Origin of the sequence: Streptomyces sp. NPDC014864, from assembly GCF_043081525.1 — a bacterium.
GTDB lineage: Bacteria > Actinomycetota > Actinomycetes > Streptomycetales > Streptomycetaceae > Streptomyces.
The window spans coordinates 34,996-51,797 of record NZ_JBIBWT010000009.1; the positions used below are offsets into that span (position 1 = coordinate 34,996).

17 protein-coding genes are annotated in these 16,802 nt (G+C 70.7%); 6 read left to right on the top strand and 11 right to left on the bottom strand.

The window, feature by feature from the left end; translation table 11 throughout:
* Positions 1 to 72: 72 nt before the first annotated feature.
* The gene (locus ACF1A5_RS18155; protein WP_392193850.1) at positions 73 to 657 is read right to left on the bottom strand and encodes an acyl-CoA thioesterase; all 585 of its coding nucleotides are present in this window, start codon (positions 655 to 657) and stop codon (positions 73 to 75) included.
* A gap of 92 nt (positions 658 to 749) precedes the next feature.
* On the opposite strand from ACF1A5_RS18155, the gene ACF1A5_RS18160 reads away from it, so the two are divergent.
* Positions 750 to 2,066 (top strand): LCP family protein, encoded by a 1,317-nt coding sequence (locus ACF1A5_RS18160; protein ID WP_392193851.1) that lies wholly within the window; start codon positions 750 to 752, stop codon positions 2,064 to 2,066.
* A 148-nt stretch (positions 2,067 to 2,214) separates the two neighbouring features.
* Positions 2,215 to 2,601: a hypothetical protein gene (locus ACF1A5_RS18165; RefSeq protein WP_392193852.1), complete on the top strand. Its 387-nt coding sequence runs from the start codon at positions 2,215 to 2,217 to the stop codon at positions 2,599 to 2,601.
* A 189-nt stretch (positions 2,602 to 2,790) separates the two neighbouring features.
* Here the strand turns inward: ACF1A5_RS18165 and ACF1A5_RS18170 are convergent, their stop codons facing one another.
* Positions 2,791 to 3,159 (bottom strand): four-helix bundle copper-binding protein, encoded by a 369-nt coding sequence (locus tag ACF1A5_RS18170; protein ID WP_392193853.1) that lies wholly within the window; start codon positions 3,157 to 3,159, stop codon positions 2,791 to 2,793.
* Between the two features lie 274 nt (positions 3,160 to 3,433).
* Positions 3,434 to 4,591: an acyl-CoA dehydrogenase gene (locus tag ACF1A5_RS18175; protein WP_392193854.1), complete on the bottom strand. Its 1,158-nt coding sequence runs from the start codon at positions 4,589 to 4,591 to the stop codon at positions 3,434 to 3,436.
* A 190-nt stretch (positions 4,592 to 4,781) separates the two neighbouring features.
* Between ACF1A5_RS18175 and ACF1A5_RS18180 the strand changes: the two genes are divergently transcribed.
* Entirely contained in the window at positions 4,782 to 6,125 is a 1,344-nt protein-coding gene (locus ACF1A5_RS18180) for a UDP-glucose dehydrogenase family protein (RefSeq protein WP_392193855.1), read from the top strand.
* 159 nt (positions 6,126 to 6,284) lie between these two features.
* Here ACF1A5_RS18180 and ACF1A5_RS18185 read toward each other — a convergent pair whose 3' ends face one another.
* A complete protein-coding gene (locus ACF1A5_RS18185; RefSeq protein WP_392193856.1) occupies positions 6,285 to 6,791 on the bottom strand; it encodes a CGNR zinc finger domain-containing protein in 507 nt (168 codons plus the stop codon).
* A gap of 128 nt (positions 6,792 to 6,919) precedes the next feature.
* Here ACF1A5_RS18185 and ACF1A5_RS18190 point away from each other — a divergent pair, with 128 nt between their 5' ends.
* Positions 6,920 to 7,276: a VOC family protein gene (locus ACF1A5_RS18190; RefSeq protein ID WP_392193857.1), complete on the top strand. Its 357-nt coding sequence runs from the start codon at positions 6,920 to 6,922 to the stop codon at positions 7,274 to 7,276.
* A 234-nt stretch (positions 7,277 to 7,510) separates the two neighbouring features.
* On the opposite strand, the gene ACF1A5_RS18195 is transcribed toward ACF1A5_RS18190, so the two are convergent.
* From ACF1A5_RS18195 to ACF1A5_RS18205, 3 genes are all read right to left on the bottom strand, one after another.
* Positions 7,511 to 8,698, bottom strand: coding sequence for a dipeptidase (locus ACF1A5_RS18195; RefSeq protein ID WP_392193858.1), 1,188 nt, complete (start codon positions 8,696 to 8,698; stop codon positions 7,511 to 7,513).
* The gene (gene purE / locus ACF1A5_RS18200; RefSeq protein ID WP_392194059.1) at positions 8,695 to 9,201 is read right to left on the bottom strand and encodes a 5-(carboxyamino)imidazole ribonucleotide mutase; all 507 of its coding nucleotides are present in this window, start codon (positions 9,199 to 9,201) and stop codon (positions 8,695 to 8,697) included. The genes ACF1A5_RS18195 and purE overlap by 4 nt, the downstream gene beginning before the upstream one ends.
* A gap of 77 nt (positions 9,202 to 9,278) precedes the next feature.
* Positions 9,279 to 10,418, bottom strand: coding sequence for a 5-(carboxyamino)imidazole ribonucleotide synthase (locus ACF1A5_RS18205; protein WP_392193859.1), 1,140 nt, complete (start codon positions 10,416 to 10,418; stop codon positions 9,279 to 9,281).
* A 207-nt stretch (positions 10,419 to 10,625) separates the two neighbouring features.
* Between ACF1A5_RS18205 and ACF1A5_RS18210 the strand changes: the two genes are divergently transcribed.
* Positions 10,626 to 11,171 (top strand): GtrA family protein, encoded by a 546-nt coding sequence (locus tag ACF1A5_RS18210; protein WP_392193860.1) that lies wholly within the window; start codon positions 10,626 to 10,628, stop codon positions 11,169 to 11,171.
* An 81-nt stretch (positions 11,172 to 11,252) separates the two neighbouring features.
* Here the strand turns inward: ACF1A5_RS18210 and ACF1A5_RS18215 are convergent, their stop codons facing one another.
* Both ACF1A5_RS18215 and ACF1A5_RS18220 read right to left on the bottom strand, forming a co-directional pair.
* Positions 11,253 to 12,521, bottom strand: coding sequence for an ATP-binding protein (locus ACF1A5_RS18215; RefSeq protein WP_392193861.1), 1,269 nt, complete (start codon positions 12,519 to 12,521; stop codon positions 11,253 to 11,255).
* 44 nt (positions 12,522 to 12,565) lie between these two features.
* The gene (locus ACF1A5_RS18220; RefSeq protein WP_392193862.1) at positions 12,566 to 13,243 is read right to left on the bottom strand and encodes a response regulator transcription factor; all 678 of its coding nucleotides are present in this window, start codon (positions 13,241 to 13,243) and stop codon (positions 12,566 to 12,568) included.
* Between the two features lie 530 nt (positions 13,244 to 13,773).
* Here ACF1A5_RS18220 and ACF1A5_RS18225 point away from each other — a divergent pair.
* Positions 13,774 to 15,270 (top strand): oligopeptide:H+ symporter, encoded by a 1,497-nt coding sequence (locus tag ACF1A5_RS18225; RefSeq protein ID WP_392193863.1) that lies wholly within the window; start codon positions 13,774 to 13,776, stop codon positions 15,268 to 15,270.
* A gap of 281 nt (positions 15,271 to 15,551) precedes the next feature.
* Here ACF1A5_RS18225 and ACF1A5_RS18230 read toward each other — a convergent pair whose 3' ends face one another.
* Positions 15,552 to 16,100, bottom strand: coding sequence for an ATP-binding protein (locus ACF1A5_RS18230; RefSeq protein WP_392193864.1), 549 nt, complete (start codon positions 16,098 to 16,100; stop codon positions 15,552 to 15,554).
* A gap of 248 nt (positions 16,101 to 16,348) precedes the next feature.
* On the bottom strand, positions 16,349 to 16,726 hold the full coding sequence (locus ACF1A5_RS18235; RefSeq protein ID WP_392193865.1) for an STAS domain-containing protein: 378 nt from the start codon (positions 16,724 to 16,726) through the stop codon (positions 16,349 to 16,351).
* Between the last annotated feature and the right edge of the window lie 76 nt (positions 16,727 to 16,802).

A 16,802-nucleotide genomic window follows, 5' to 3' on the forward strand; every position in this document is an offset into this window, starting at 1 on the left:
GCCGGTGCGCTTCCGGGTCGTCCTGTTCGCGGTGCTCCCGCGTGTTCTTCTTCTCGGTCCTCGTTCTTCTGCTCAGTCCTCGTAGCCCTCGGCGGCGCGCTTCTCCCGCAGTTCCCTGATCGCGCGGCGGCGGGCCAGGCGGTGGGTGCGGCGGATCTGGGCCTCCTGGTAGCGCCGCCTGTCGCGCTCGGACTCAGGGACGACCGGCGGGACCACGCGCGGCTTGCCGTCCGCGTCCACGGCGGCGAAGACCAGGTAGGCCGAGCCGACCTGGGTGGCCGGGGTGGACTCGTTCCAGCGCTCTGCGAGGACCCGCACACCGACCTCCATCGAGGTCCGCCCGGTCCAGTTGACCTGGGCCTTCACATGCACGAGGTCCCCGACCCGGACCGGCTCCAGGAAGACCATCTCGTCCATGGACGCGGTGACGGCGGGGCCGCCGCTGTGCCGGCCGGCCACCGCGCCCGCCGCGTCGTCGACCAGTTTCATGATCACACCGCCGTGCACCGTCCCGAGGAGGTTCGTGTCGTTGTGGGTCATGATGTGGCTGAGTGTGGTCCGGGAGGCCGAAGTCGGCTTGCCCGGGATATCCGGCGTTCCGGATTCCACGGCTGGGGCCTGGTGTGTCATGCCCTCCACCTTATGCCGCGGCCGCATCCGGGGAATTTGTGTCAGCTTCGCAACAGCGGCGCTCTTATTTTCCGACGGGCCTTGTAAGGCACACCGTCGCGACGGGCACACTGGGGCCCATGAATGATTGGCCCGAGGGATGGTCCGACAACAACCGCGGCCCCCGCTACGGACGCGGCAGTGCCGGCGCGCAGTCCGAGAGCGCCCGCGTGATGCGCCAGGTGCGGCGCGGCCCGGGTGCGCCCGGGCAGGGCGGCGCCTACGGGGGCGGCCCGGGCGGCCCCGGTCCCTCGGCGCCGCCGTACGGGGTCCCGCAGCAGCCGTCGTACGTCGACGGCCGGGGCTACGACGACCACGACGACTACGACAGCGGCTACAACACCGGCCAGGTCTACGGCCGACCGGGAGGCGGCGGGCCCGCCGGACCGGACGACGGCTACATCCGCGGACCGCGCCCCGCTGCGAACTGGGGCCGCCGCATCAGGCTGACCTTGACGACCCTGGTCACCCTGCTGCTGGTCGCCACCGTGGCGACCTACTTCTGGGCCGACTCCAAGCTCAACCGCCAGGTCGACCTGTCCACGGTCATAGACCGGCCGTCCACCGGCGACGGCACCAACTACCTGATCGTCGGCTCCGACAGCCGCGCGGGGCTGTCCGCGGACGACAAGAAGAAGCTGCACACCGGCTCGGCCGAGGGCAAGCGCACCGACTCGATGATGATCCTGCACGTCGGGTCCAACGGCGACACGCTGATCTCGCTGCCGCGCGACTCGAACGTCACGATTCCGAAGTTCCAGGGCTCGGAGTCCGGCAAGATCAGGGGCCCGCTCGGCCCGAACAAGCTGAACGCGGCGTACGCGTTCGACGGCCCGACCCTCCTGGTGCGCACGGTCGAGTACAACACCGGCCTGCACATCGACCACTACGTGGAGATCGGTTTCGCGGGCTTCGCCAACATCGTGGACGCGGTGGGCGGGGTCGAGATGAACATCGACCAGCCCTTCAAGGACAAGTACTCCGGCGCGGACTTCAAGGCGGGCAAGCAGACGCTGAACGGCGAGCAGGCCCTGGCCTTCGTCCGGACCCGGCACGCCTTCGCGACCTCGGACCTGCAACGCACCAAGAACCAGCAGAAGTTCCTCTCGGCCCTGGCCCACCAGGTCGCCACCCCGTCGACGGTGCTGAACCCGTTCAAGCTCTACCCGACCATGGGCGCGGGCCTGGACTCCCTGATCGTCGACAAGGACATGGGCCTGTGGGACCTGGCCACCATGTTCTGGGCGATGAAGAGCGTCAGCGGCGGCGACGGCAAGTCGATGAACATGCCCATCTCGGGCTCCTCGGGCGGCAACCTCGTCTGGGACAAGGCGAAGGTGAAGACGCTGGTGGACGAGCTGAACAACGACCAGCCCGTGACGGTGAGCGGAAACTGAGGCGTCTTGACCCCTTCGTACCCCGCCCCAGGAAATTTCTTTACCCGGGCCTCATGAACATGCCATGATCCTCACACTTTACGGTGACGGATCAACTGGGGTGTATATGCGTCCACTTGGCATCTCTTCTCGCGTTCTCTGCAGAGTGATGGCGCCCGCTCTGACCGTGATGGGCCTCTCGATCGTGGGGGCCCAATCGGCGTCGGCCGCCTACTGCAGCGAGGACTCCAGCGTGGTGTACAGCGCGTACGGGCACTCCTCGGCCTGGTTCAAGAACGACGGCGACAAGGTCTACGTCCATGACGCGGTGGCCGACGGCCACTCGGCCGTGGCCGTGGTGTCGGTGGAGTACCCGAACGGCGGTGGCGGGCTCTACGACATCGTGTGGGACCGGCAGGGGGCCGGCACCACGATCTCCGTGGCCTACGGCACCGACATGCCGGAGTGCACCACGGTCTACATCAGCGCCTGCGTGGGCGATTACGGGACCGGCAAGTACTGGGACTGCATCACAGGCCGCCCCGGCATCGCATAGTCACGACGTGCGCCGCGCGCCCCTCGCACCACGGGGGCCGCGGCGTCCCGTGGCGCTCCCCCAGCCCCTGGCCCGTCAGCCGGCGCCCAGGGCCACGGCCGCACGGCATTGGATCACCCTGGGGACAGCCCGTCGCACAAACACTCAAGGGCACCCGAAGGGGTGCCCTTGAGTGCCCTCACGTCGGGGTCACATGGCGACGCCCGTCATCGTCCGGCACATCTCGGAGCAGCGGCGACACGCCTCGGCGCAGCGCATCATCATCCGGTCGTCCGGCATGGACATACACGCCTCGGCGCACATGTCGCAGGCCTTGGCGCACATCGCGCACATCTCGGCCGACAGGGGCGAGCGCCGCATCATCATGTCGGCGCAGATACGGGTCATCTCGGAGCAGTCCATCAGCGCGCGCATGATCTGCATCTGCGCCTGGCCGCCCATCTGCATGCAGGAGCTCATGGCCTCCTCGCAGACGTTGTGGCAGTTCATGCACGCCTGGACGCAGTCCTGCATCTCCTTGCTCATGGCGGTCATGGCTCCGGGCTGGGTGTGGCTCATGGCTCCTCCTGGGGGACGCCGGGGACCCGGGGCGGGCCCCGTGCCCTTACGTCGTACGCCCCCTCGGGCCCCCGCGCCATCGGACGGAACCACAGAATCCGGTACCGCCGCCCGAGTGAGAGGCACCGGCCGGGACCCCGGCCCGCGCCCGCGAGCGCACCCCGCAAGCCGCAGTCGCACCCGCGTCCGCACCCGCACCCGCACCCGCACCCGCACGCAAACAGCCCCCGGTGTCCACCGGGGGCTGCTTCACTGCCGGGTCGGCACGCGCGGGTTACGGCAGGTTGCGCGCCATGACGATGCGCTGCACCTGGTTCGTGCCCTCGTAGATCTGGGTGATCTTGGCGTCGCGCATCATGCGCTCGACCGGGTAGTCGCGGGTGTAACCGTAGCCCCCGAGGAGCTGGACCGCGTCCGTGGCGACCTCCATGGCCACGTCCGAGGCGAAGCACTTGGCCGCCGCACCCTGGAAGGTGAGGTCGGAGTCGTTCCGCTCGGACTTGGCCGCCGCCGCGTAGGTCAGCTGGCGGGCGGCCTCGATCTTCATGGCCATGTCCGCGAGCATGAACTGGATGCCCTGGAAGTCGGCGATCGGCTTGCCGAACTGCTTGCGCTCCTGGACGTAGCCCTTGGCGTAGTCGAGGGCGCCCTGGGCGATGCCGAGGGCCTGGGCGGCGATGGTGACGCGGGTGTGGTCCAGGGTCCGCATCGCCGTGGCGAAGCCGGTGCCCTCCTCGCCGATCATGCGGTCGGCGGGGATGCGGACGTTGTCGAAGTAGACCTCACGGGTCGGGGAGCCCTTGATGCCGAGCTTCTTCTCCGGGGCGCCGAAGGAGACACCCTCGTCGGACTTCTCCACGACGAAGGCGGAGATGCCCTTGCTGCGCTTGCTGGGGTCGGTGACGGCCATCACCGTGTAGTACTCCGAGACACCGGCGTTGGTGATCCAGCGCTTGACGCCGTTGAGGACGTAGTGGTCGCCGTCGCGGACCGCCTTCGTCTTCATACCGGCCGCGTCGGAGCCCGCCTCCGGCTCGGACAGGCAGTACGAGAACATCCCTTCGCCCTTGGCGAGCGGGGTCATGTACCGCTTCTTCAGCTCCTCGGAGCCGGAGAGGATCACGGGCAGCGAACCCAGCTTGTTCACCGCGGGGATCAGGGAGGACGACGCGCAGACGCGTGCCACCTCCTCGATGACGATCACCGTGGCGAGGGCGTCCGCGCCCGCGCCGCCGTACTCCTCGGGGACGTGCACGGCGTGCAGGTCGTTGGCGACCAGCGCGTCGAGCGCCTCCTGCGGGAACCTGGCCTCCTCGTCCACCGCGGCGGCGTACGGCGCGATCTTCGCCTCGGCCAGCGAGCGGACGGCGTCGCGGAGCATGTCGTGCTCCTCGGACGGGCGGTACAGGTCGAAGTCAGCCGATCCGGCCAAGGTCTCTCACGCTCCAAAGACGACGCACTGATTGACGCTAATTACCGTTAAGTAACTCAAATTTTAAAGGGCCACCCACGCCGGTGATACGTGAGCTTGGTGACAGCGTGGGGGATTGCCCGGCGAAGCGCCCCGGCAACCCCCGGCTATGCTCGTCCACCGCATCACCATCGTCCCTCCTGGAGCACCCATGAGCCTCAAGATCACCGTGATCGGCACCGGCTATCTCGGCGCGACGCACGCCGCGGCCATGGCCGAGCTCGGGTTCGAGGTGCTGGGGCTCGACGTCGTGCCCGAGAAGATCGAGATGCTCCAGCGGGGCGAGGTCCCGATGTACGAGCCCGGGCTGGAGGACCTGCTGCGCCGGCACGTGGCCGGGATCGAGGGCTCCACCGGGCGGCTGCGTTTCACCATGGACTTCGCCGAGGTGGCCGCGTTCGGCGACATCCACTTCGTCTGCGTGAACACCCCGCAGAAGCACGGCGAGTACGCCTGCGACATGTCGTACGTCGAGTCCGCGATCACCTCGCTCGCCCCGCACCTGACGGGGCCCGCGCTGGTCGTCGGCAAGTCCACGGTCCCGGTCGGGTCGGCGGACCGCCTGGCCCGGACGATCGCCGAGCTGGCGCCTGCGGGTGAGGACGCGGAGCTGGCCTGGAACCCGGAGTTCCTGCGCGAGGGCTTCGCCGTCCAGGACACCCTGCGCCCGGACCGGATCGTGGTCGGCGTGCGCAGCGAGCGGGCCGAGAAGCTGCTGCGCGAGGTCTACGCGACGCCGGTCGGCGAGGGCTCCCCCTTCGTGGTCACCGACTTCCCGACCGCCGAGCTGGTGAAGACCTCCGCCAACTCCTTCCTCGCCACCAAGATCTCCTTCATCAACGCGATGGCCGAGGTCTGCGAGGCGGCGGGCGGCGACGTCGCCCGGCTGGCGGAGGCGATCGGGTACGACGACCGGATCGGCCGGAAGTTCCTGCGGGCCGGCATCGGCTTCGGCGGCGGCTGTCTGCCCAAGGACATCCGGGCCTTCATGGCGCGCGCCGGTGAGCTGGGCGCCGACCAGGCGCTGACGTTCCTGCGCGAGATCGACTCCATCAACATGCGCCAGCGCGGCCAGATGGTGGAGCTGGCCCGGGAGGCGCTGGGCGGCGGGTCGTTCCTCGGCAAGCGGGTCGCGGTCCTGGGCGCGACCTTCAAGCCCGACTCGGACGACGTGCGCGACTCGCCGGCGCTGAACGTGGCCGGCCAGATACACCTCCAGGGCGGCCAGGTCACGGTCTACGACCCCAAGGGCATGGACAACGCCCGCCGCCTCTTCCCGACCCTCGGCTACGCCGACTCCGCGCTGGGGGCGGTCCGGGGCGCCGACGTCGTCCTGCACCTGACCGAGTGGCGCGAGTTCCGCGAGCTGGACCCGGCGGAGCTGGGCGAGGTCGTGTCCGCGCGGCTCGTCCTCGACGGGCGCAACGCGCTGGACCCGGAACTGTGGCGGCGGGCCGGGTGGACCTACCGGGCGATGGGCCGCCCCACCGCCTAGGGACCTGTCCGGGACGCGGGCCCGACGGATGACGCCGGTTCGGCCGAGGCTCAGTCGGCCGAACCGGCGTCTTGTCGCATTCTGCACCACCCGGGGTCCCCGTGGCCGGTGAACCGTCTGTGGGGGTGAACCGTCCGTGGAGCACGTCGCTCGTCCCCCTCAGGCCTCCCTCGCCCGGTAGCGGCGCATCTTGGCGCGCGCCCCGCACACCTGCATCGAGCACCAGCGGCCGCGGCCGGCCGGGCTGCGGTCGTAGTAGGCCCAGTGGCAGGTCACGGCCTCGCAGGCCTTGAGGCGGGTCCAGGTGCCCGCGACCAGCGCCTCGGCGACGGCCGCCGCGATCCGGGAGGCCAGCGGTCCCCCGTCGGCCGGGGCCAGGGCGGCCGAGCCGTCCCGCTCGTCGACCGCGACCAGCAGCGGGGCGCCCGCCAGCAGCTCGCCCAGGGGGGTCACCGTGCGGTGCGGCGGATGGCCGGCGTGGGCGAGGAGCGCGGCGCGCAGCGACTCGCGCAGTTCGCGCGCCCGCGGCAGCTCCGCCTCGGTGATCCCGAGGCGCGCCCGGCCGTCCGCCGTGTCGAGCGAGTCGGCGCCCGTCTCGATGTCCAGCGTGTTGACCAGGGACTCCAGCAGAGCCAGGCCCCCGGGCGCGGGCGATCTCTCACTCATGGCAGTGACGGTACCTCGCACATACGGTTGCGGCGTTACCTGCAATACGAGAGCATGCGGTAACGGTTACCGGTAGACCGATTCTACGGGTAACCGGTGTTCCGTCATTCCGTCACTGGGAGGAAGTCATGGCGCTTGCCAAGCTGGGTGTCGTCGTCCTGGACTGTCCCGACCCGCGCGCGCTCGCGGATTTCTACGCCGGGGTGCTCGGCGGGACCGTCGAGGGCGAGGGCCACTGGGTGGACCTGAAGGTGCCCGGCGGGCAGTCGATGGCCTTCCAGGCGGCGCCGGGGTTCGTCCCGCCGAAGTGGCCCGCGGCCGACGCCTCGCAGCAGTTCCACCTGGACCTGGTCGTCGAGGACCTGGACACGGCCGAGCGGGGGGTGCTGGCGCTCGGCGCGAAGCCGCTGGACAAGCAGGAGGGCCGCAACTTCCGGGTGTACGCGGACCCGGCCGGGCACCCGTTCTGCCTCTGCGCCTGCTGACAGGTTCCGCCGGGGCCGGCCGCCTCCGCACCGGCTGGCCGGCCACTGCCCCGATGACCGCCTACGCGCAGGCTGACCCCGGCGGGCTCGGGCCGGGACCCCGTCGCCACCGTCGCACGGCGCGGAGGAGCTTCCTGGTGGGCGGGTCGTTCGCGGATACGGCGCTACGGCGTCACGGGGCGCCGTGACGCCCCGCACCACCCCCGTGACGCCCCGCCCCGGCCCGCGGGCCGGTCAGCCGTCGAGGTCCTCGATGGTCGCGTGGGACGGGCCGCGCGTGGCCTGCAGGTCCCGCGCCACGTCCTCCGCCGCGCCCAGCACCCGGACCGCGTTCTCCCAGGTCAGCTTGGCCAGATCGGCCTTGGACCAGCCGCGGTCCAGGAGTTCGGCCAGCAGGTTGGGATAGCCGGAGACGTCGTTCAGGCCGTCCGGGGTGAAGGCCGTGCCGTCGTAGTCGCCGCCGATGCCGAGGTGGTCGATGCCCGCGACCTCGCGCATGTGGTCGAGATGGTCCGCCACCGTGGAGACGGTGGCGACCGGGCGCGGGACGCGCTCCTCGAAGGTCCGGTGGACCTTCATCGCCTCCGCGGTGGTGTCGAGGTGGTGGAAGCCGTGCGCGCGCATGTTCTCGTCGGCCGCGGCCGTCCAGTCGACGGCGGCCTGGAGCACGAACTTCGGCACGAACGTCACCATCGCCATGCCGCCGTTCGCGGGCAGCCGCTCCAGCACGTCGTCCGGGACGTTGCGCGGGTGGTCGCAGACGGACCGCGCCGAGGAGTGGGAGAAGATCACCGGCGCGGACGCGGTGTCCAGCGCGTCGCGCATGGTCGTCGCCGCCACATGGGACAGGTCGACCAGCATGCCCAGACGGTTCATCTCCCGGACCACCTCGCGGCCGAAGGCGGACAGGCCGCCGACGCCGGGCTCGTCCGTCGCCGAGTCCGCCCACGCCACGTTGTCGTTGTGGGTGAGGGTCAGGTAGCGGACGCCGAGCGCGTACAGCCCGCGCAGCGTGCCGAGGGAGTTCGCGATGGAGTGGCCGCCCTCCGCGCCCATCAGCGAGGCGATACGGCCGTCCCGGCGCGCCCGTGTCATGTCGGCGGCCGTCAGGGCGGGGGCCAGGTCTGCCTCGTAGCGGGCCAGCAACTGCCGTACGCAGTCGATCTGTTCCAGCGTGGCCGGTACCGGTTCGGACAGGTCCGCCGGCACGTACACCGACCAGTACTGCGCGCCGACGCCGCCCTCGCGCAGGCGGGGGATGTCGGTGTGCAGGTGGTCGGGCTGGCGGGTGGCGATGTCGAGGACGTCGAGGTCGTAGCGGGCCTTGGCGCGCAGGGCCCAGGGCAGGTCGTTGTGACCGTCGACGACCGGGAACTCGCGCAGGAGTTCCCGCGCGGTCTCCAGGGAGCTCACCGCGGTCACTTCCCCGTGCCGAAGCCGAAGCCGCCGGAGCCGCCGTCGACCTTGGCGCGCAGCCGCTTGCCCTTCTCGGTGGCCTGGTCGTTGAGGTCCTGCTGGAACTCCCGCATCCGGCCGAGGAGTTCCTCGTCGTGGGTGGCGAGGATCCGGGCGGCGAGCAGACCGGCGTTGCGGGCACCACCGACGGACACGGTCGCCACCGGGACCCCGGCGGGCATCTGCACGATCGACAGCAGGGAGTCCATGCCGTCGAGGTGCTTCAGCGGGACGGGGACGCCGATGACCGGCAGCGGGGTGACGGAGGCGAGCATGCCGGGCAGGTGGGCGGCGCCGCCGGCGCCAGCGACGATCACCTTCAGGCCGCGGTCGGCGGCCTGCGCGCCGTACGCGATCATCTCGCGCGGCATCCGGTGCGCGGAGACCACGTCGACCTCGTACGCGATCTCGAACTCGTCCAGGGCCTGGGCGGCGGCCTCCATGACGGGCCAGTCGGAGTCCGACCCCATGACGATGCCGACCAATGGGCGGGGGCGTGCGTCAGCGCTCGTTGAGGAGTGGTGGTCGGGCGACGGGTGGGCGGGGCTCATTCGGTGATGGTGCCTCTCAGGTAGCCGGCAGCGTGACGGGCGCGGTCCAGCACGTCGTCGAGGTCGTCGCCGTAGGTGTTGACGTGACCGACCTTGCGGCCGGGCTTCACGTCCTTGCCGTACATGTGGATCTTGAGCTGCGGGTCGCGGGCCATGCAGTGCAGGTACGCGGAGTACATGTCCGGGTAGTCGCCGCCGAGGACGTTGACCATCACCGTCCATGCCGCGCGCGGGCGCGGGTCGCCCAACGGCAGGTCGAGGACGGCGCGGACGTGGTTGGCGAACTGCGAGGTGATCGCGCCGTCCTGGGTCCAGTGCCCGGAGTTGTGCGGGCGCATCGCCAGCTCGTTGACGAGGATGCGGCCGTCGCGGGTCTGGAACAGCTCGACCGCGAGATGTCCGACGACGTCGAGTTCCTTGGCGACGGTCAGGGCCAGCTGCTCGGCGCGCAGCGCGAGCTCCTCGTCCAGGTCGGGCGCCGGGGCGATCACCGTGTCGCAGACGCCGTCCACCTGGCGGGACTCCACGACCGGGTAGGCCACCGCCTGGCCGTGCGGGGAGCGCACGACGTTGGCGGCCAGCTCCCGGACGAAGTCGACCTTCTCCTCGGCCAGGACCGGGACGCCCGCGCGGAAGGGGTCGGCGGCCTCCTCGACGGAGCCGACCACCCACACGCCCTTGCCGTCGTAGCCGCCGCGGACGGTCTTGAGGACCACCGGGAAGCCCTCCCCCTCGGCGGCGAAGGCCGCCACGTCCGCGGGGTCGGAGACGATCCGGTGCCGCGGGCAGGGCACACCGATCGCATCCAGCCTGGCGCGCATCACGCCCTTGTCCTGGGCGTGCACGAGCGCCTCGGGCCCGGGACGCACGGGGATGCCGTCCGCCTCCAGGGCACGCAGATGCTCGGTGGGGACGTGCTCGTGATCGAAGGTGATCACGTCGCATCCCCGCGCGAACGCGCGCAGCGTATCCAGGTCGCGATAGTCGCCGACGACGACGTCGTTCACCACCTGCGCCGCGGAGTCCTGGGGAGTGTCACTGAGGAGCTTGAACCTGATGCCCAGCGGGATGCCCGCCTCGTGGGTCATACGAGCGAGCTGGCCACCGCCGACCATGCCGACTACCGGAAACGTCACGCTCCTAGGGTATCCGCCGCGCCGACCGTGCCGGATCGTGCGCCCGCGCGCGCCCACCCCCCGGCCGTTTCGGGGTTTCTTTCCCGCCTTTTGCGGATCTCTTTCCGACCTGTTGCCCCTCGGTAGGCCCATCGCCGGGCGCCGCCACGGGCCGCTGGTTAGCATGGCTGGGTTGACGAAACCGACCGGACGGGGGCCTTTGCGACCATGGGACGTGGTTCCTCGGGGCTTCGACCGGCCCCCGCGACGCCCCGCAGCGCGCTGATGCAGCGTGTCGACAGACTCTGGCGGGAGCTCGCCAAGTTCGGCGCGGTGGGCGGCGCGGGCCTGCTGGTGAACCTGCTCGTGTTCAACCTGGTGCGGCACGTGACCGACCTCCAGGTGGTGCGGGCGAGTGTGATCGCCACCGTCGTCGCGATCGTCTTCAACTACATCGGCTTCCGCTACTTCACCTACCGGGACCGGGACAAGAGCGGCCGCACCAAGGAACTGACCCTGTTCCTGCTGTTCAGCGTGGTCGGCCTGGTGATCGAGAACGGCGTGCTCTATCTGGCGACGTACGGCTTCGGCTGGGACAGCCCGCTGCAGAGCAACGTCTTCAAGTTCCTCGGCATCGCCGTGGCGACCCTGTTCCGCTTCTGGTCGTACCGCACCTGGGTGTTCCGCGCCCTGCCGGTCCGGGGGGCCGTGGCGGACGCGGAGTCGATCCTGGAGGCGGAGTCCGCCCGGTCGCGCTCGCGGGCCTTCCGCTAGAGCCGCCCAGCGGGTCTTCCGCCCGGAACCGGCTCGCGGGTCTTCCGCCGGGATCGAAGTGAGGGCCGGGCCCGCCGGCGGTCAGCGCACCGTCAGGTGCTCGTCCGACTGCTTCCTGGGCGGGGTGCGCGAGAGGAACAGGCCGAACACCGGCGGCTGCGCCTGAAGCAGCTCCAGGCGGCCCCCGTCGGCCTCCGCGAGGTCCCGGGCGACGGCCAGGCCGATGCCCGTGGAGTTGCGGCCGCTGATCGTGCGCTCGAAGATGCGCGCGCCCAGATCGGCGGGGACGCCGACCCCCTCGTCGGTGACCTCCACGATCGCCTGGTTGCCGGTCACGCGTGTGCGCAGCGCCACCGTGCCGCCACCGTGCATCAGGGAGTTCTCGATCAGCGCGGCCAGCACCTGCGCGACCGCGCCGGGCGTGCCCACGGCCTGCAGGTGCCGCTTGCCTGAGCTCACGATCGCGCGGCCGGCGCTGCGGTAGGCGGGGCGCCACTCGGCGAGCTGCTGCTGGATGACCTCGTCGAGGTCGAAGGTGACGGCGGAGCCGGTGCGCGGGTCGCGGGCGTTGGTCAGCAGCCGCTCCACCACGTCGGTCAGGCGTTCCACCTGGGTGAGCGCGACGTTCGCCTCCTCCTTCACCGTGTCCGGGTCGTCGGTGAGGGTGATCTCCTCCAGGCGCATGGACAGCGCCGTCAGCGGAGTGCGCAGCTGGTGGGAGGCGTCGGCGGCCAGGCGCCGCTCCGCGGTCAGCATCCGGGCGATGCGCTCGGCGGAGGAGTCCAGGACGTCGGCGACGCGGTCCAGCTCCGGCACGCCGTAGCGCTTGTGGCGGGGGCGGGGGTCGCCGGAGCCGAGGCGTTCGGCGGTCTCGGCGAGGTCGGTCAGCGGGGAGGCGAGCCGGTTGGCCTGGCGGATCGCGAGCAGCACCGCGGCGACCACCGCGAGCAGCGCCACCAGGCCGATGATCAGCAGCGTGCGGCCGACCTCGCGGGTCACCGAGGAACGCGGCTCCTCGACGGTCACCGTCTCGCCCTGCTCGCCCCGGGCGGTGGAGCGGATCACCTCGCCGCCCGGCCGGGCGCCGACCTCGATGGCACGCTGCCCCGGGATCCGGATCACCGCGTAGGGGCTGTCGGTGACCTGCTCCTTGAGGATCTGCGCGTTGACCGTCTCGGCACCGAGCAGCCGGCTGTCCACGATGCTGGCGAGCCGCAGCGCCTCGGAGTCGACCCGTTCCTGGGCGCTGTTGCTGATCGTCCGGGTCTCCACGATCACCAGGGAGACGCCGAAGACGGCGATCACGACGAGCACCACGGCGAGCGTGGACTGGATCAGTCGACGGCGCATGTCCTCTTACCTGCGAATACCTGCGAGGCGCCCGGGAGGCGTGCTCAGCTCTTCTCGAAGCGGAAGCCCACGCCGCGCACGGTGGCGATGTAACGGGGGTTGGCCGCGTCGTCCCCGAGCTTCTTGCGCAGCCAGGAGATGTGCATGTCGAGGGTCTTGGTCGAGGACCACCAGGTGGTGTCCCAGACCTCGCGCATCAGCTGGTCGCGGGTGACGACCCGGCCCGCGTCCCGCACGAGCACCCGCAGCAGGTCGAACTCCTTGGCGGTGAGCTGGAGTTCATCGTCGCCCATCCAGGCGCGGTGCGACTCGACGTCGATGCGCACGCCGTGCGTGGCGGGCGGCTGCTGGGGTTCGGCGGCGCCGCGCCGCAGCAGGGCCCGGACGCGGGCGAGCAGCTCGGCGAGGCGGAAGGGCTTGGTGACGTAGTCGTCGGCGCCCGCGTCCAGCCCGACCACGGTGTCCACCTCGTCGGCGCGGGCGGTCAGGATGAGGATGGGCACGGTGTGACCGTCGGCGCGCAGCCGGCGGGCGACCTCCAGGCCGTCCATGCCGGGCAGGCCGAGGTCCAGCACGACCAGGTCGACGCCGCCCTGCATTCCGGCGTCGAGCGCCGTGGGTCCGTCCTCACGCACCTCGACCTCGTAACCTTCCCGGCGCAGTGCGCGGGCCAGCGGCTCCGAGATGGACGCGTCGTCCTCGGCGAGCAGTACACGGGTCATGAGCTGATGGTAGTCCGCCGATGCGGGGACCCGGGGCGGAGCTGCGGTGTGATCGTCGGCAGCCGTTCTTACCTTTCCGCCCGGCACCCCCGGCGGTACGGACCAATGACCGTGGGATGCGATCCTGGAGGGGACGACGTCACTCCACCTTCGAAAGGCTGTTCACGGTTCCCCCGTTCCCTGTGATCCGTGTCTCAAGTCCTTCCATATACGGCAGTGTCCTGCCGTATGGTGAGTTGAACGCCTGTAACACACCGGGGACCTTCGGCGCTCGTCCATTGGCGCTGAAGGTCTCATTTGTGTGCGGGGTTGGCTGATGCCCGCCCTGAACGGAATGACCTGGAGCCGGGCCTCGAGCGCGCATCGACGCGCGTAGAGGCGTGGATCCCGGCGACCGCAGTCCCCCGCTCCGCGACCCGGAGCGGACTCCCCCCGGGCGTGGGGTGGACGAACGGTCCTGCCGGTGCCGGCCGCCCCCACCGGGCGCGTACCAGCTCACCGCTGCGCGTCCCGACCAGCAAGGAACGACCATGGCGTCCAGCCTGACGAAGGACTCGGTCCACCCGGGCACCCCCGGTTCCGAGAAGACCTTCTTCGGCCACCCCCGCGGCCTGGCCACCCTCTTCATGACCGAGATGTGGGAGCGTTTCTCCTACTACGGCATGAAGGCCCTCCTCCCGCTGTACCTGGTGGCACCGGGCGGGATGCACATGAACGCGGCCACCGCGACCGCGATCTACTCGGTGTACCTCTCGCTCGTGTACCTGCTCGCCCTGCCGGGCGGCTGGTTCGCGGACCGCGTCCTCGGCCCCCGCAAGACGGTCGCCGTCGCGGGCGTGATCATCATGCTCGGCCACCTGATGCTGGCGCTGCCGACCTCGGGCACCTTCTTCGCCGGCCTCGGTCTGGTCGCCATCGGTTCCGGTCTGCTGAAGGCCAACATCTCCACGATGGTCGGCCACCTCTACGACGGTCCGGACGACCCGCGCCGTGACGGTGGCTTCACCCTCTTCTACATCGGCATCAACCTGGGCGCCTTCCTCGCGCCGCTGGTCATCGGCACCGTCGGTGAGAGCGTCAACTGGCACCTGGGCTTTGCGCTGGCCGCGCTCGGCATGGCGCTGGGTCTGATCCAGTTCCTGCTCGGCACCCGCCACCTGGACTCCCGCTCCGACCTCGTGCCGACCCCGCTGTCGGCCGAGGAGAAGCGCGCCACCCTGATGAAGGCCGCCCTGTGGGCGGGCGTCGCGGTCGTCTTCTACGCGATCGTCGGCTTCTCCGGCGTCTACACCCTGAACTGGCTGCTGGTCCCGATCACCCTGGCCGGACTGATCATCCCGGTCATGGTCATCGCCCGCATCAAGCGGGACAAGGAGCTCGACCGCGCCGAGCAGTCGAAGATGACGGCCTACATCTGGTTCTTCGTCGCCGCGGCCGTGTTCTGGATGATCTACGACCAGGGCGGCTCCACGGTCTCGCTGTTCGCCGACTCCTCCGCGAAGAACACGATCTTCGGCTGGAACTTCCCGGTCTCCTGGTACCAGTCGGTCAACCCGGTCATGATCATGGCGCTGGCCCCGGTCTTCGCCTGGGCGTGGCTGGCGCTGGCCCGGCGCGGCAAGGAGCCGAGCACCGCCGCCAAGTTCGCGATGGGCCTGCTGATGATCGGCGCGTCCTTCTTCCTCTTCCTCGTCCCGCTGGGCATCGCCGACGGCGGTCACAAGGCGGCCGCGATGTGGCTGGTGGCGATCTACTTCGTCCAGACCGTCGGTGAGCTGACCCTGTCCCCGGTGGGTCTGTCGGTCACGACGAAGATGGCGCCCGCGAAGTACGCCTCCCAGATGATGGGCGTCTGGTTCCTGGCCGTCACCGCCGGTGACGCCACGACCGGCCTGCTCTCCATCGCCGGTGTCGACCTGAACAAGACGGGCATCGTGGCCCTGCAGGCGGCCCTCGCGGCGCTCGCCGGCGCGGCGGTGCTGATGTACCGCAAGAAGGTCAGGGAGCTCATGGGCGACGTGCACTGACGCACGCCCCCGAGGTCCATGGAGGGCCGTCGCATCCCACGGGGTGCGACGGCCCTCCGGGCGTTTCCGGGATCGTAAGCGGGGTGTTTTCCGGATCGCAGCGGGGCGCTTCCGGGGGCGTACCGGGGCGTTCGGGGGCTCGTACCTGGCGTTTCCGGGCTCGTGCGGCTCTCTGGGGCCGCGGTGGAACGCGATACGCGCCGGATCCGTGGGATCCGGCGCGCGGTGAGGCGGTACGGGCGTCGGGGTGACCGGGGGCGGCCCGTGCGGGGTCCCGGTCCTTACGCCGGCGCCCCCAGCTCGGCCCACACCTTCTTGCCGGCGACGCCCGGCAGGCGCACGACGCCCCAGTCGAGGCAGAGCCGCTGGACGATGAACATGCCGTGGCCGCCGGGACGCCCGGCGCGGTGCGGGGTGCGCGGGGCCGGCTGGCCGGTGCCGCGGTCGGAGACCTCGACCCGGATCACCTTGTTGTCGCAGGTGATCTCCAGCGCGTCCGGGCCCTCGGCGTGCAGACAGGCGTTGGTGACGAGCTCGGAGACGACGAGCAGCACGTCCTCCGCGGCGGCCCGCCGGTCGGCGGTCGCGGCGGGCAGCCAGCCCCACGCGTACAGCGCCTGGCGGGTGAAGTCACGGGCGAGCGGCACGACGCCGCTCTCGCCGTCGAAGCTGAGCCTGCGGACCTGACGACCCCCCGAAGACACCGCAGGCACGGCCGACGCGCCCCCCTCGGACGCCCCGGTCGCGGACACGTCCCCCTCGGACGCCCCGGAAGCGCCGGTGGGCTCCGGGCCGCGGTCGCCCGGCGAGTAAGGCCGGGTGGTGCTCATCAGCGCTTCACCTCACCGATTCACCAGTTCACGATTCAGAAGTCAGTTGTGGACACGTGGTCAGTACGTCGATACAGACGCCGGCAAGGTGCTCGTCGGCTCCCCGTCGGGCGGGCGACTCGTTCAGGATGTCTCCTGCCCGACCGATCCCGCAGAACACCCCCGTTTTCGGCACGAACGGCGTGACGCCCGGTACGTACCGGTCGGGGGAGGACGGAAGAGGACACGTCGGCGGCCCGGCGACCGGATCAGCCGGTCTCGTCGGCCAGGGCGTCCTCGAGAGTGGGGTGCACGGTGAAGACCGCGTCCGCCCCCGTGATCTCGAACACACGCGCCACCACCGGCAGCATTCCGGCGAGGTGCACACCTCCCCCGGCCGCCTCCGCCTTGAGCCGCGCCCCCAGCAGCACATTGAGGCCCGTGGAGTCACAGAACTCCAGGCGCGAGCAGTCCACGACCAGACGCGAACGTCCCTTGTCGAGGCACTCTTCCAGAGGCTCGCGCAGCAGGTCGGCCGTGTGGTGGTCGAGTTCGCCCGCAGGCGTCACGACGGCACTGGAGCCCTCTTGCCGCACCTCCACCAGAAGCCGGCCCGACTGTGCGCTGCCGACCGTCCCGCGGTCCATGCCGTCTCTCTCTCCCGGGGTCTTGGCTGGTCTCTCACGTCTCTGACGCCCACGAACACTACGCCTTCCCTCACCA